General features: G+C 72.8%; 6 protein-coding genes. All 6 read right to left on the bottom strand.

Annotated features, from left to right (window positions below):
* Window positions 1-11: 11 nt before the first annotated feature.
* A complete protein-coding gene (locus tag G6W55_RS00195; RefSeq protein ID WP_375372409.1) occupies window positions 12-1,136 on the bottom strand; it encodes an ABC transporter substrate-binding protein in 1,125 nt (374 codons plus the stop codon).
* A gap of 52 nt (window positions 1,137-1,188) precedes the next feature.
* Entirely contained in the window at window positions 1,189-4,173 is a 2,985-nt protein-coding gene (fxsT, locus tag G6W55_RS00190; RefSeq protein WP_175518667.1) for an FxSxx-COOH system tetratricopeptide repeat protein, read from the bottom strand.
* Window positions 4,174-4,324: 151 nt separating this feature from the next.
* Window positions 4,325-5,404 carry a MoxR family ATPase gene (locus G6W55_RS00185; protein ID WP_309243579.1) on the bottom strand — a complete coding sequence of 360 codons (1,080 nt, stop codon included), beginning with the start codon at window positions 5,402-5,404 and terminating at the stop codon, window positions 4,325-4,327.
* Window positions 5,405-5,539: 135 nt separating this feature from the next.
* Window positions 5,540-6,898, bottom strand: a complete 1,359-nt coding sequence (locus G6W55_RS00180) for an SAV_2336 N-terminal domain-related protein (RefSeq protein ID WP_309243578.1) — start codon at window positions 6,896-6,898, stop codon at window positions 5,540-5,542.
* A complete protein-coding gene (locus G6W55_RS00175; RefSeq protein WP_175518664.1) occupies window positions 6,856-8,322 on the bottom strand; it encodes a hypothetical protein in 1,467 nt (488 codons plus the stop codon). Before G6W55_RS00175 ends, G6W55_RS00180 begins: the two co-directional genes overlap by 43 nt.
* Window positions 8,319-13,325, bottom strand: coding sequence for a hypothetical protein (locus G6W55_RS00170; RefSeq protein ID WP_175518663.1), 5,007 nt, complete (start codon window positions 13,323-13,325; stop codon window positions 8,319-8,321). The genes G6W55_RS00175 and G6W55_RS00170 overlap by 4 nt, the downstream gene beginning before the upstream one ends.
* Between the last annotated feature and the right edge of the window lie 23 nt (window positions 13,326-13,348).

Below are 13,348 nucleotides of genomic sequence, written 5' to 3'. Positions count from 1 at the left end.
GCAGCCCGTTTTCAGGTGGCGTGGCGCACGCGGAAGCGGTCGGGGTGGGCCGGGTCGCGGTCCACGACCTGTGTCGGTGCCCAGGCCCACTGCCAGACGCTGCTGCCGGGCGGCCGGGAGAACCGGATCCGTCCCCGGGTGCCCTCGACGGAGACGGTCGGCCAGGATGCGGCGATGCGCGCCCGGTCCGGTCCTTGGGCGCGCACGATGTCGGCGAGGACGGCGACCGTGTCGTACCCCTCGAACGCCACGAACGAGGGCGCTGCGGCGAGTCGCTCGCGCAGAGCCGCCTCGACTCGCGTCCCGAGCGGACCGAGACCCTCCGGCAGATAGCGCAGGAACGGCACACCAACACCGTCGTCACCCAGCGCCGCCGCCCACTCGGCGAACTCCGGCTGCCCGGCCGGGGCACCGATCAGCACGTCCGCGAGACGCCGGTCGCCACGGACGGCCTCGACGATCGACACGGCCGGCTCCGGAAGGCCGACCAGGAGGAGGAGCGCGGTCGCGCCGCTGTCGACGAGTGCGTTGCACACGGCCGCGGGGTCGAGGGCACCCGCGTCGAGTTCGGTCACCCTGCCGCCGTGGGGAACGAGGTGGTCCCGAAGGATGCGGGTCCCCGACGCCCAGTACACGCTGGGTTGCGTCACGACGGCGATGTGGCGGTGGCCCGCACCGAGAAGGAAGTCCGCGTAGATCCGCCAGCCGTGCGACTGCGCCGGGGGCAGGCGCGCGACCCAGCCGGTCGGCTTCTCGGTGAGCCCGTCGAGTACCGCCGACGAGCACAGGAACGGCAGCCCCAGCGCATCGGCCTCGGCGGCAGCGGCACGAGCGACGACGCTGTGATACTCCCCGGCCAACGCGACAACTCCCAGACCGGCCAGCTCCGTCACGGCCGCCGCGGCCTTGCCCGGGTCGGCGGCGGTGTCCCGGACCAGCAACTCGAGCGGTCTTCCGTCGATCCCTCCGCCGTCGTTGACGTCGCGGACGGCCAACTCCAGTCCGGCGAGCAGATGCCGTCCCGCCTCGACCCAGCCGGGCCGGGTGAGGGGAACGAGGGCACCGATCTGGACTGCTGAGGACGGCGAGGCGTTCATGTGGTGTGGTCTTCCCGGGTTCGACGGTTCTGCGGTCATGGAAACCAAGATCTCGTGTTCCACGACTTATCGCTGAGGAATAACGGCGTCCCTATGGGCCGCCGGTGCCGTACACCTCGCGGGACAGCCGCCGCTCGTCCTCCGTCGCTCCGTTGGACGCGAGCCATTCCAACTGGGCGCGTACGGCGGACCGTACCGACTCCTCGGTGGCCGCCGCGGCTCCCGAGGCGATCAGATGGTCGGTCAGGTGCGCGCCCGGCGGCTGGGCGGCCAGCAGTCGCCAGGCGGTACGGCGTATGTCGTGGCGCTCGGCCGGGGGCATGCGGTGGGTCACCGCGATGCCCACCAAACGGTGGACCTGGACGGAGTCGGCGCGATGGTCGATCCGGGCGAGGCTGTACCGGTTGAGCGCCCTGACCGCCCGGCCCAGCCGAATGGGGTCGGTCGCCGGAAGCGCGTCCGGGCCCGCATGCTCCCCACCGGCGGCCAGGAACAGACTCCGGGGCACCGGTGCCGAAGCGAGCTGGGAGCAGACCTGAAGGATGCGCAGCGCGAGCGGCGACTCCTCACGAAGCCGGTCCAGGGCGATGTTCCAGGCGGCGGCCACGGGCATGTCGTAGTGCTGGATGGGGCTCACGGACAGCAACTCGTCGTGCTTCTCCTGAAACAGGTGAAGGTACTCGGGCACCGGCATACCGGTGTCGAGCAGCCAGACGGACGCCTGCTCCAGCGCGAGCGGCAGGTCCCCGAGGGCCTCCGCCAGGCGGTCGGCGTGGTCGTCAGTGATGTGCTCGCCGCGTCGACGCAGCAGGCTGCGGCTCTCCTGCCGGGAAAACACATCCACTTCCAACGTCCGTGCCACATGCGCCCATTGGCTGTTCCGGGAGGTGACGAGAACCCGGCCCGGGCCACTGAGCGGGAAGAACGGCTGTACCTCCCCCACCGACTCGGCGTTGTCGAAGACGAGCAGCCACCGCTGCCACAGGTCCCCGGCGCGCAGAGCCTCCAGGACGGCGGGCACGGCCTCGTTCGCGGGGGCGTCGGAGGAGAGCGGGAGCCCGAGCAGTTGGGCGATCTCCTGAAAGGCGGCCCTGATGCGTGCCGGTTGATCCGAGGGTATCCAGCAGACGACGTCGTAGGCGTGGCTGTGCAGGTACACGTACTCAATGGCGAGCTGAGATTTGCCGATGCCTCCCATGCCGAGCAACGCGTCGACGGCCGACATGGGGCCGTCCGGCATCAACCGCTGCTCCAGGGCTGCGAGTTCATGTTCGCGGCCGGAGAAGTGCACATTCCGCAGCGGTAGGCCGTACCAGATGCTGGAGGGGCGGCGCGACCGGCCGACTGTGGACAGCGTGACGGCCTCCGCCGTGGCCACGGCCGCTACAGGCACCGGCTGTTGGACCACCGCCTCGTCGTAAGGCACCGCACGAATCCCGGCAGCCGCGGGCGGTCCCGACACAGCCCGCAGCACCGAGGTCGACAGCATCACGTGCGCACGATCGGCCTCGGTCACGACCGGCGGTGTCGCGTCCTCGCCCCGGAACACCCGCAGTTGATATGTCAGGAACTCGTGCTGCACCTGGTCGGTGACGATCGGGCGCGCCATGCGCAGAGCCCGGAACGTGTCCGCGCGATTGCCGTGCGCGAGCAACTCCTCACGGACGCCGGGATCGAAGGCGAAGCCGCCCTCGACGCCCGCGGGCTCCATGAGCAACAGCTTGGAAGCGAGCAGCTCGCCGAGGTGCTCCAGCTCGAACCCCGGGTCCAGCAGGGGCGGCAGTCGGTGCACGACGGCTTCGGACAGCGGCAGCGCGGCCAGCCGGACGGCACCGTCGAACGCGGTCCGCGACAGACGGGCACGCGCTCGGCGAACCATGTCCTCGGCATTCGGGGCGGCTGCCCTTGCCGCCGCCCCGGACCCCTCGGAGCCGCTGTCGCCGTCGAGCATCACAGGCAGCTTCAACGGCTCGGACGTGCGCCGCCCGACCGCCAACCGCGACCACTGACCCAGGAAACCGGGGCGAAGCCCCAGGACGGGCACCAGCGGCTCCGCCGGCCCCTCCGCGCCCCATCCCCATCCCTCCTCTTCAAAAGCCAATTCGTCGAACGCGTCCTCGTCCGACGGCCGGGACACGAGAAGTCCGGTGTTGCCGGGCCCGGCCGCCGCCAGGCGCAGCGGTACCGACCGGGCCGTGATCCCCGACAACGCCCACGCTCGCTCGGGCAGCACCTGCACGACCGCGGTCGTGTGCGTACGGGCCAGATCGCGCAGCAGCGCCGGCGCCGTCCCCGTACGCCAGGCCGCGCCGATGCCGTCGGTCAGGACCAGGACGACACTGCGCCGGCCCGGGCCGCCCAGGGACCGGGGCGAGACCTCGTCGGCCCGGTTGCGCAGCACGGGCGGGCGATCGTCGGCACCGCTCGTGGTGTCGAGCCTGAGCGTCCGTACGGTCGCGAACGCGTCGATACGCGCCAGCAGTTCGGCGAACTCGGCGCCGGTCCGGGTCCACAGGCTCATCGTCGGGCTGTCGTCGACGATCAGCGTCGCCTCGTCCCAGGGGCGGCTGCGGGCCCTCCGGAACACGGGCAGCCAGAAGTCGTCCTCGGCGGCCCGCCGGGCGGTGGCGGCCTCGTCGAAGAGACGAGTGCGGCTCTCGGCGGTGTGGGTCCGCAGCGGCCGCAGGGCGCGGGCGAGGGCCAAGGGGTTGGACAGCGCGGGCAGGCGGCCGGACCGTCCGCCGGGCGCGGGGGCGTCCTCCGAGGAGTGCCCGGCCGGCCGTGGTTGCCGGGACGTGGCGCTTTCGGTGCCGACGCGGTCGGGCGCGCCGACAGCCGGCGCCGAACGGTCGGGCAGCCGCACCTCGGCGGCGTCCGGGGGCGCCGGGACGGGGTCGGCGGATGGCGACGGCATGGACTCCCGGGAGTCGGGGGGAACGTCCGTCGGGCGCGGACCGGGGTCGGGCGGGCCATCCAGCGCACCGCCCCGCCGGCTGATCACGCTCGCCAGCCACATCGCCTCGGCGATCTCCATGGCCGTCAGATCGCCGGAGGGCTCGGGCCGTTGCCGCGTCATCGCTCGTGTCCCCCCGTCCTCGGTCTCGTCCGTCTTCGGTCTCTTCCCGGCTCGATCCATCCGGATCGTCCAAGAGCATCGCCACGTCCCACATCACCACCGGAACCCCGGCCGACGGTGAACGGTCCGAGACGACAGCCCCGTTCCCGGGTCAGTAGTCGGACAGGCGCCGCCACACGGCGGCCATCAGGTGGTCCCACTGCTCGCCCTGTGCGGGGTGGTCCCCGGAGGTCATCAGATGGACGGCGTTGAGGAGTTGATCGGCGGCCAACCCGCCCGACCTGGAGCTTCGTTCGTGGAACTGCGCGATGACGTCACGGGCTCTCTCCGCCACCTCGGGCGAGAAGTGCGCGGCCACCATCGCCGCCAACTCCTCGACGCCGGGCTGCGGAATGTCCAGACGCAGACACCGGCGCAGGAAGGCCGCGGGGAACTCCCGCTCCCCGTTGCTCGTGATGACCACGATCGGAAAGGCCCGGCAGCGCACCCGCCCACCCTGCACGGACACCCTGATGTCGGGGTCGTCGGTGTGCACCTCCACATACGGTGACCTGGCCTCGGACCGCACCAGTTCGGGTATCTCGAACGTTCCCTCCTCCAGCACGCTCAGCAGGTCGTTGGGCAGATCGATGTCGCTCTTGTCCAACTCGTCGACGAGCAGGACCCTAGGCCGTTCGTACGGCAAGAGAGCGGTGCCCAGCGGACCGAGACTGAGGAAGTCACCGACCGACGGGGCCTCTCCCGCACCCTCGGAAGTCATCGTGCTGCCCGGCACACCGATCATGGCCCGCCAGGTCGCCGTGGCCTGCACGCGGCCGATCGCGTCGTAGGAGTACAGCCCGTCCTGGAGCGTCGTACGGCTGGTGACGGGCCAGTACAGGACCCGTCCCAGGCCCAGCTCGTGGGCGATCCGGTACGGCAGTGTGGACTTGCCGGAACCGGGCCGTCCCGTGACCAGCAGCGGGCGGCGCAGACACAACGCCGCGTTGATGACGTCCAGTTGCTCCTTGTCGGTCGGCGCCGTCGGCGAGAAGGTCCCGAGGCGTCGCCGGATCTCGTCCGCGTCCTCGGGCGGGCCGGGGTGCGCGGGACCGCCGTTGAAGGTGCGCCACGGGGGAGGGGGCGGGAGGTCGTCGATCCCGTCCGGCCGGGGCACCCCCGTGCCCCGGTAGATCCCCCAGTCCGGGTCGGACGGACTCGCGGGCCCGTAGTCGGAGACATCAGTGGTCACGCGGTTCCCCCTCTCGCCGGCCGAGCTGCGGCCGGACGGTGCTGTGGCACGTACGCTGTGGCACTCACCTCGTGTGCCCATCCTGGCGAAGATTCGCGCCACGATCGGCGGAACTGCGGTATTCGTCGGTGGACTTCACCGCCCCGGTTCGCCGGGCCGCGGACGGTACGGTCCCGACACGGCGCTCAGGACCGCCGCGCGGACCCGGTGGAACGCCGCCGACTCCGGCGTGGGAGGATCCGGGGCCCGAGGGACAGCCGTCGTCAGGTTGTCCCACCCCCGCAGACCGACGACCCCGAGGTCCCGGTCCAGGAAACGCACGGCGTCCTCGAAGAGCCGTACGGTGTCGGCGCGGGTGGCCGAGGAGAGCAGCAACTCCCTTACACCGTCCGGGAAGTCGAAGGTGACCCGGTCGTGCCGGCGTATGGACTCCCGGTCCACCACCGGCACCAGCAGCCCGGCGATGATCAGTTCCGACAGCAGATGCGGCGCGGAACCGGGGATCAGCCGGGACTGCACGCGGTGCATCACCGGCAGGTTCAGCGGTACGGCGGCCAGGGCGCGGGCCAGTCGCAGCGCCCACTCCGTGCCCGCGTTCTCGAACACCGCGAGCAGGTCGGCGGCCGACGCGGGGCCGTCCTGAGGCGCGGCGGGAGCCATGTCCGCCGGGTCGCGGGGGACCAGCACCGCCGGCAGCCGTATCCAGCCGTTCGCACCCCCGGTCAGGAAGTCGGCCCACTGCTTGAGATGGTCCTCCCGCAGAGCGAGAACGGGTACCGGGAACACCCCGGGGCGCGTGTCCTCCCAGCCGGTCAGACGGGACGGCGCCCCGTCGGCGCCCGTGGGCAGCAGGGTGAGGGGCTCGGGCCGGATCCCCGTGCTCGGCCACAGCCGGTCGTGCACGAGGTGGATCACCGCGACGGAGTGGCTCTGGCCGAGGGCGTGCAGGGGAGCGTCCAGGGCCCCGAGCTGCCAGGCGGACGCGATGCCGTCGGTGAGGACCAGGAGCGGTCCGGGCGGGACGCGCTCCGGAGCGACCGCGGAGGGCTGCGGTCCGTCGCTGTCGAACTCGACGACCCGTTCCTGACGGCACAGCCCCAGCCGGATCAGCAACTCGACCAGGCCCCGCACGACCGGTTGCCAGACCTCCATGGACAGCGCGTTGTCGACCGCGACGGTCATCTCCCAGCGGCCCGCCGGTCCGGTGCCCCGGTGGTGGCGCTCCTCGGCCAGGAACGCCTGGTCCTCGACCGTGTCCGAGGGGGTGCCGTCCAGCAGCGCGTGCAGGGCCCGCATGATCTGCCGTTCGCTGAGCGGCCCCACGGCGGTTGCGTTGGGGCGCGGCCAGGGTGGGCGCTCCAGGGCGCGGACCATCACCCAGGAACGGGCGGCGGGTCCCTCCGTGTCGGCGGGTCCCTCAGTGTCGGCAGGTGCCGCCTCGGCCTCCCCGCTCACAGCCCGCTCCACACCGGCTGCCGGTAGGGGTCGTCCCACAGCAGGACCAGTCGTGCGCCCGCCGGGGACCGTCGGCGCAGATCGAGAAGCCGGTCGGGCAGGTCGGCGAGCCGGCCCGGCGACAGCAACTCCTCGGCCGCGGCACGGAAGTCGGGACGTGAACAGTCCTCGATGTCCCAGAGCAGGATGGGGAAGCCGAGTTGCAGGGCGGCCCGGGCCTCCCGCTGGCCGCGCGGGCTTCCGGCGCCCGGCGGCGTGCTCAGCACGCATCCCACCAGCCCGGCGTCCGACATCAGCGCCCCGTAGAGCTGGTAGCTCTCGACGCCCTCGTCCAGGCGGTTCCAGCGCACCGACGAGGTGGCTTCGGAGGCGCTGAGCCGATTCCAACGCTCCATCCATAGCCGGTGCGACGCGCGGTTACGCAGCCGTTCCAGGCTCCGGACGACCACCGGCCGGTCGCGCATACCGATCCCGGCGATGTCGTCCCGCCGCATCAGGTCGGCCGGAAGATTGAGCAGCGCGAGCGGAAGGATGAGTTCGACGGCGGTGAAAGCCTCCGGCGAGGCGGCCGCCCGCACCTCGTCCGCGATCACGTCCGCCACCGTGGACGCGACCTCGTCGGCGGTGACCGACTGCTCGTCGCCCGGCACCAGGTCGTGCCCCGATCCCACCCATCGCGACAGCGTGTACCTGTCGGACTCCAGCATATCGGGGGCCAGTTGCACCATCAGCAGCCGTTCCGAGCGTGCCCCGTCCACCTGGTGTGCCGAGTGCCTGGCGCGCTCCAGCTCCTCCTCCAGCGACCAGGCCCGCGCCCAACTGTCCAGCCAGGAACCGAGGACACGGGTCCCCTGTGCGCCGTGCGCGCGAAGGAACCGGTCGTCCCCGGCGAGCAGGAGCAGGAACTCGGCGGCGGGCGGCAGACCGGACGCCGGCACGTTGAGGCCCAGCAGATACAGGAACGCCGACCATGCCGTGGTGCAGTGACCGGGCAGTCCGTCGATACGGCCCCCTGCGGCCTGTCGGCCCAGAGCCGGGAGCGCGGGGGACTCCAGGTCGCCGAGGAGGGCGCGCAGGGCACTCCAGTCGGCAGCGGGAAGCAGCTCCAACGCCTGCCATTCGTCGGCGAGTTGTGCCAGTGCGCGTGCCGTCTCGGGGCTTCCCGCCGTGGCGGTCACCGCCTGCTCCAGCGTGCGCAGGCCGAACGGCTCGGTCAGACAGGTGTCGACGACGGTCCGCAGCGCCTCGGGCCCCGACACGTCCCCGCCGACCGGCAGGGGCCGTTGCAGTACCTGCTCCAGGTCGTCCAGCCAGACGTGCGTGGTGCGCACGACGGACGGATCGTCCGCCAGCAGCTTGAGCAGCGCCGCACGCACCCGCGCGGTGTCGGACAGGGGCGGCCGCGTCGGCCCGTCCCGCCGAGGGACGTCACCTTGCCGGGGGAAGCCGGGCAGTTCGCTCATTGCGGCCCCCCGAGGTCAGGCATCGGATCGTGGACGTAGCTCCCCAGGCGCTGCCCCAGCGCGGTCACGAGGGTGGACAGTACCTCCCGCACCTCCGGATCGGTCACCCTCCCCGCCGTCAGGCGCTGCCCGATCCACCGGGCCACGCTCGCGTGATCGGTCGGCGTGTCGGTGGGGTACGGCGCCGGCAGCCAGTCCAGTACGACGTTCGCGGCGGCCTCGTGCAGCACCGGGTCGCCCGGTACGAGCCCGAGCAGCAGTGGCCGCCAGACGCCCAGCAGCCCGAGCCCCACCAACCGCGCCCGCTCCAGGCTGGGATGACCGTCCACGACGTCCAGGTGCTGAAGCCATGTCTGTGCCTCCCGCATGGCCCGCTGGTCCTGCCGCTCGGCCGCCAGCCGCCCGAACCAGCCCACGGCGGTGATGGCATGGGCGGACAGCGCCACCTCGAGAACGCCGTGCCCGGAGTGCACGTAGCGCACCGGCGTCGCGGCCGCCACCGGCGAACCCGCGACGGCCTCGACGAACCCCGAGGCTCCCCGCAGCCCCGCGTACGACACGGCCAGCACCCGCCGCAGCACGTCCTCAGGCGCGCCGAACTCCTCGGCGTCGTGGGGGAGTCGGCTCAGCAGTCGTCGACGTGCGCCGGGCGAGAGCGTCAGACCGTCCGGGCGGCCGCCGGCCGTGAGCAGGAAGTCGATCGCGCCCATGAAGCGGAGGGCTTCCTCCAGGAAGTCGTCCTCGGGTCGCTCCAGCAACTGGGTGAGGACGTCGTCGTCGATCTCGGACTCGTAGAAGGTCCGGGCCCAGGAGCCGTGCATGGCCTGCCGCACCCCGTGCCGTTCCAGCGCTTGGGCGGTCGTGTGGGCCAGTCGGATCCGCCCGTGCCGTGAATGGCGGCCGACCGCGGTGACCAGGGCGGCCAGCACGTCCAGCCGGTCGGGCCCCGGCGCGGCGGTGATCCTGCGGATGATCCGCCGTGCCAGGACGAGAGACCCCGGGCCGAGGCCGCCCATGGCGGTGGCGGCCGCCAGCAGCCGCCGGTCGGACGATTCGGCCGAGATCAGCTCCAGCAGATCCCAGGGCGGCCCCGACGGATCGGACAGCATCCGGTGCGCGGCGGCCACCGCCGACAGTTCGTCGCCCTCGGCGAAGACCCGCAGCGCCTCCGACCGGTTCCCGTCCTCCGAGAGGAGAAGGGAGGCCGCGGGATCCTCGGGGTCGGCGGCGAGCCGGGCGCGCGCGGGACCGTTCAACAGCCCGGACCAGCCGGGGAGATCGGCGAGGCCGGGCATGAATCGGTGCTCCAGCAGCAGGTCCAGCATCGACGGACGACGTGACTGCCCGAGTACGGCGAGCAGTTCGGCCCGCTCCCGCACCAGCGCGGTGCTCTCGGCGGCGACCGAGGTGCCGTCCGCCTCGGCGTCGGCCGCGCGCAGCCGCTTTGCGCAGGCGGCTTCACGGCTGGTCTGCTGACGTGGTGTCAGGACGATGTCCAGGGCGGCCAGGGCCGCGCACGCCTCCCGGACGAGTGACCAGGGCGCGTCGGCCTCGACGCGCTCGCCCGCGTACCCGCTGAGGGACATGAGCCTCGCCCGCCCGATCGCCCGCAGCGCGGCCACCTCCACCTCGGTCGGCGCGGGATCCGGTGCGCCGAGGACGGCGTCCACGGCCTGCCGCAGCGCGACGAGATCGGCGGGACCGCGGTCGCCGTCGCGGCGGGCGGCGGCGCTGTCACGGCTCAGCGGATCGGTCATGGCGCGCAGGGCGGCGACCCGGGCGCCGTCCGGGTGGTCGGGCCCCGCGGCGATGTCGGCCAGGACCGACCAGGCGGGCTCCCTGCGCAGCACGGCCAGCGCGGTGGCCGCCCGCTGCCAGGCCGTGCGCCCCGCGCCGGGAGCCTCCAGCGTCTCCTTCCGGCGTGCGACGAACTCCCGGATCAGGCCGGGCGGCGGGGCCAGACAGTGACGCAGCAGCCAGGCGCCGTAGCGCGGATCCGCCGAAGCCGCCGTCTCCAGAAGACGGTTGACGCCGCTCCGGTCGTCCGTCGGGAGGCCGACCAGCATGCGGGCCGCCTCCTGCCACTCGAAGCGCAGGGTCCTGCGCACCAGCCCGTCCGGGTCTGTGGCCGCCGACCGGGCGAGCACCCGCGCCGCGAAGTAGCTCCGGAACAACTCGTGGAAGAAGCCCACCGATCCATGCTCCTCGGTGAGGAACTCGGAGGCGATCACCTCGTCGAGCACCTCCCGCCAGTCCGGGCGCACCTGTTCCAGACGAGGGCCGAGCACGCTCAGCGGGACGCGGGCGAGGTTGCCGCTCTCCGTCAGATGCTCGCCGACGGCTTCCAGCAGCGGCAGCTTGTCCCTTAGGCCGTACCGGAAGCGGCTGTCAGCGGTGTCGTCGTCCTCGTGATGCCGTTCGGTGAGGTACCAGGTGGTGAAGGCGGCGAACAACTCGCCGACGGACCGCGGCGGCGGGTCCAGGGACGTCTGCGCCTCGACGGCCATCCACAGGAACAGGGGAGTGCCCATCAGCCGGCGCAGGCCTGCCGGAGCACCCGCTCCGCCGTCCGTGTCGGCGTCGCCCTCGTCGTCGAACAGCAGGCCCGCGAGCCGTCCGCCCGTGTAGAGGCGGGCCTGTTCACGGGTGACCGGATGCAGAACCACCGTCGGCAGACGCAGAATCTCGGCGGGCGCCGCGTGGTAGGCCGAGGTGCGATGACAGACGCTCAACCGGACGGCGGGATGGTCGGCGCGGAGCCGCTCCAGCCACAGGGACACGGTCGTCCTGGCCTGCTCGGAGACCTCGTCCAGCCCGTCGACCAGCACATGGACGCCGTCGAGGGCGAGGAGCGCCCCGTAGGTGGCCGCGTCCCCCGGTTCCGCGCCGGGACAGGTCAGGGCCAGCAACTCGTCGTGCCGCAGGGTGGGGCGCCAGGCGCGGGCGATGTCGGCCGCGGAGAGCAACAGCGGCATGCGTACGGCCAGTTCGAGCGGCGTGGACTCATGGGTGACGGCCAAGGCGTAGCCGTACTCCAGCTCGCGCAGCACGGTCGACTTGCCGGCGCCCGCGCTGCCCACGAGGACGGCCGCCTGCTCCTCGGCCAGCAGCCGCAGCGCGCTGCCCTCCCGGGTGCCGTCGCCCGTGGAGGCCCGCAGGGCGATGTACGGCGACCGCCCGCGCCGCAGGGTGCGCAGCCGCCGTTCGACGGCGGTGTCGCACAGCGCGCGCACGGCCTTCTCCCGGGCCTGTTCGATGACGGTGGCGAGCGGGTCGGCGGTGCCGGTGCCGCTGTCGGCGAGCGCCGGGAGCGCGGCGAGGGCCGCGACCAGATCGAGCAGCAGCGCCAGTTCGTCGCCCAGGCCCGGATCGAGCCGCGGGAGCAACCACGCTGCCACCGACCGCAGTTCGACGGCCGGCCATAAGCCGAAGGCGGCCCGCTTCCCGCTCTCCCGGTCATCGGCGAGGAACTCACCGGCCACGCCCGCGGCCACCAGTGCCGCGCCCGCGCTGAACCGGTCGTGGGCCTCGGCGGGCCACTTCAGGGTCCGGCAGGCCGCCAGGGTGAGCTGGGCCAGGTACTCCCGCCACCAGGGACGGCGCCCCTGCTCCGGGTAGATGCCACGGGCGGTGGCCCGCACCTGCCACAACAGCCGGAAGGCGGCGACGAATTGCGCGGACTCGCCGTCCAGCGGCCACGCATCGGCGCCGCTCACCGCGAGCGGATCGTCCGTCGAGGGCCCGAGCCGACAGTGGACCGCCAACGCCCTCTGGAGCCGCACGAGTTCACCCCAACCGAGTCGCGGGGCGACGACATTGCGCAGCAGGTTCATCTCCAGCCAGGCCGGATCGCCCATGTGCGGCTGCCGGTCGGCGGCACGCGCGTGGTCGATCAGATAGGGCTGATCGTCGGCCACCAGCACATTGCGGGGGTTGAGATCGCCGTGAGCGGGCGACGAGACCCAGCCCTCCACCGGATCACCGAGAAGGGACCGCAACCGGGCGAACGGATGCCCGAACGCGCAACCGTCCAGTCTGGCAACGGAGTTCTCCAGGACGAGCGCGTCCCCGAGCAGGTCGTGGCAGAGCCGCCCGTACCGTTCGGTGCGGGTGGCCACCACCGTGGCGTGCAACAGCCGACCGCCGTTCGCCGCGCCCGCGTGGTGCGGCAGTTCGCCCCGGGGCCCGGCGCACACCTCGATACGGGTGTCCGACGAGGGACGGGCCAGCAGCACACCGTCGTCGTCCGCCGCGATCGAGGACACCTCCACGGCGATCCGTTCCCCGGCACGGAACCGCGGATCGCGCGTGTCGTCGTCCGCAGCGCAGGAGGCGGCGAGCAGATCGGCGGGATAGACGCGCACCGCTCGCGCTCCGCCCTCCTCCTCGGCTTCCACCAACAGGTCAGGTCCGAGGGTGGGGTTGAGCCAGCGCAGGGAGATCCGGGAGTCGGGGGCGGCGGAGAGGTAGAGGGTGCCGCCGAGCTGCCGCAGCAGCCGTCGTACGGCCGTCCGGGCGCTGTGCAGGCCGGTGCCGGAGCCGTCCAGGGCCTGCTCGGCGAGCTGCTCCAGCGTCACCAAGGGCCGGCCGGGCTCCCCGATCCGCTGGCTGACGTGCTGGTAGACGACGACCTCACGATCGCCCGGCAGTGGTGCGCCCGCGCCGAGCACGGTCTCGCTCACCGCGCTGACGGACGTGCGATAGGGGGTCTCCAGCGGTGCCATGTACGCCTGGTACGCCGTCCATTCGGCGCGGGCGGCCGAGGCGTCCTGGAGTTTCGCGACGTGCCACTCCGTGACCTCCGGCGCCCCGCGCTGGACGCGGACCTCCAGGACCTGCGCCCCGCTACGGCCGCCGGTGATCAGCCGGACGACCTCCACCCGGTGCACGGGCGGCACCAGGCGCCCCGGGCCCTCGCCCACGGCGATCCGGCTGAGGACCCACTCGATCTCGGCCCGTTCGCCGTCGTCGACCCCGCAGCCGGGCATGAAGCGCACTTCCACCACTCGCCCCCCAGCACGCTCGC

Origin of the sequence: Streptomyces sp. CAI-85 (assembly GCF_013363615.1) — a bacterium.
GTDB lineage: Bacteria > Actinomycetota > Actinomycetes > Streptomycetales > Streptomycetaceae > Streptomyces > Streptomyces antibioticus_B.
This window is presented reverse-complemented; position numbering and strand designations above follow the sequence as displayed.